2 protein-coding genes are annotated in these 843 nt (G+C 56.5%); both read right to left on the bottom strand.

Annotation, left to right across the window (positions count from 1 at the left end; all coding sequences use genetic code 11):
- Positions 1 to 88: 88 nt before the first annotated feature.
- Complete coding sequence (locus BN1129_RS20935) at positions 89 to 304, bottom strand: hypothetical protein (RefSeq protein ID WP_042039200.1); 216 nt, start codon at positions 302 to 304, stop codon at positions 89 to 91.
- On the bottom strand, positions 304 to 555 hold the full coding sequence (locus tag BN1129_RS23660; RefSeq protein WP_042039204.1) for a hypothetical protein: 252 nt from the start codon (positions 553 to 555) through the stop codon (positions 304 to 306). Before BN1129_RS23660 ends, BN1129_RS20935 begins: the two co-directional genes overlap by 1 nt.
- Between the last annotated feature and the right edge of the window lie 288 nt (positions 556 to 843).

Here is an 843-nt window from a genome sequence, read left to right as displayed (position 1 = left end):
ACCCAAATCGGCATTCAGGCAGGCAAGGCTGGCGGCATGGCCACCTTGCTGGCCACCGAAGGCGCACTGCAACGGGTGTGAGAAAGGGTTAGCTAAGCGCCCGCCACTGCCGCCAGAGTCCGCCAAGGAAGACCAACAGGAAGAGGCCCAGAGCCATCTGCCAATGGAAAGTGAAATAGAGGTCCGCTGGCAGGGATGCCAGATAGATAAACAGGGCACTGAACAGGCCGCCACAGAGCGGTCTTTTCAAGAAAGACCAGCGCAGCAGTGTGACAACACCGCCCCCCTTGCCAGACCGGGCCATCAGTGCATCCCCCGCAGGCTGAAATTGCCGGCGACGCTATACCACGGATTGTGCGCCCCGTGCTTCGCTTCCCGCGCCTCATGCTCTTGCAATTGTGTCAGTACCTCGGCCGGGATATCGGCAAAAGAGGGGGCAACGACAGCCATCACCCCTTGTTCGACCCGTTGGTGACGCTCATCGTCATCACCGGCTACCCAGGTTGCGAGAGAGGTAAATGACTGACCTTGCTTGAAAAAGTGATAACGAGACATAGTGGGCTCCGAAGCGTTGGGGCCACAATATACACCGAAGATTGCGAACAAAATAGACCCGTATGGAAATCCAATTAAGTCTTGGTGTACCGTCACCTCATACTCCCACCTTGTCACCGCCAAGGGCTGCAATGACCCGTTTAAGCGAGAGCAAAGGACCCGGGAGCACAGAGCCAAGGCCGGGTAAAAGGGTGTATAGGCCCAACGAAAAACCATAAAAAACGCCCCTTTCGGGGCGTTTTGGACAACTGTCGCCCTTACATGGCGTTGGTGGATTCGAAGATCTTG

It is taken from the genome of Aeromonas popoffii, from assembly GCF_000820025.1.
Taxonomy (GTDB): Bacteria; Pseudomonadota; Gammaproteobacteria; order Enterobacterales; family Aeromonadaceae; genus Aeromonas; species Aeromonas popoffii.
The sequence above is the reverse complement of the archived record's forward strand: the minus strand, read 5'-3'. Positions and strand labels throughout refer to the sequence as shown.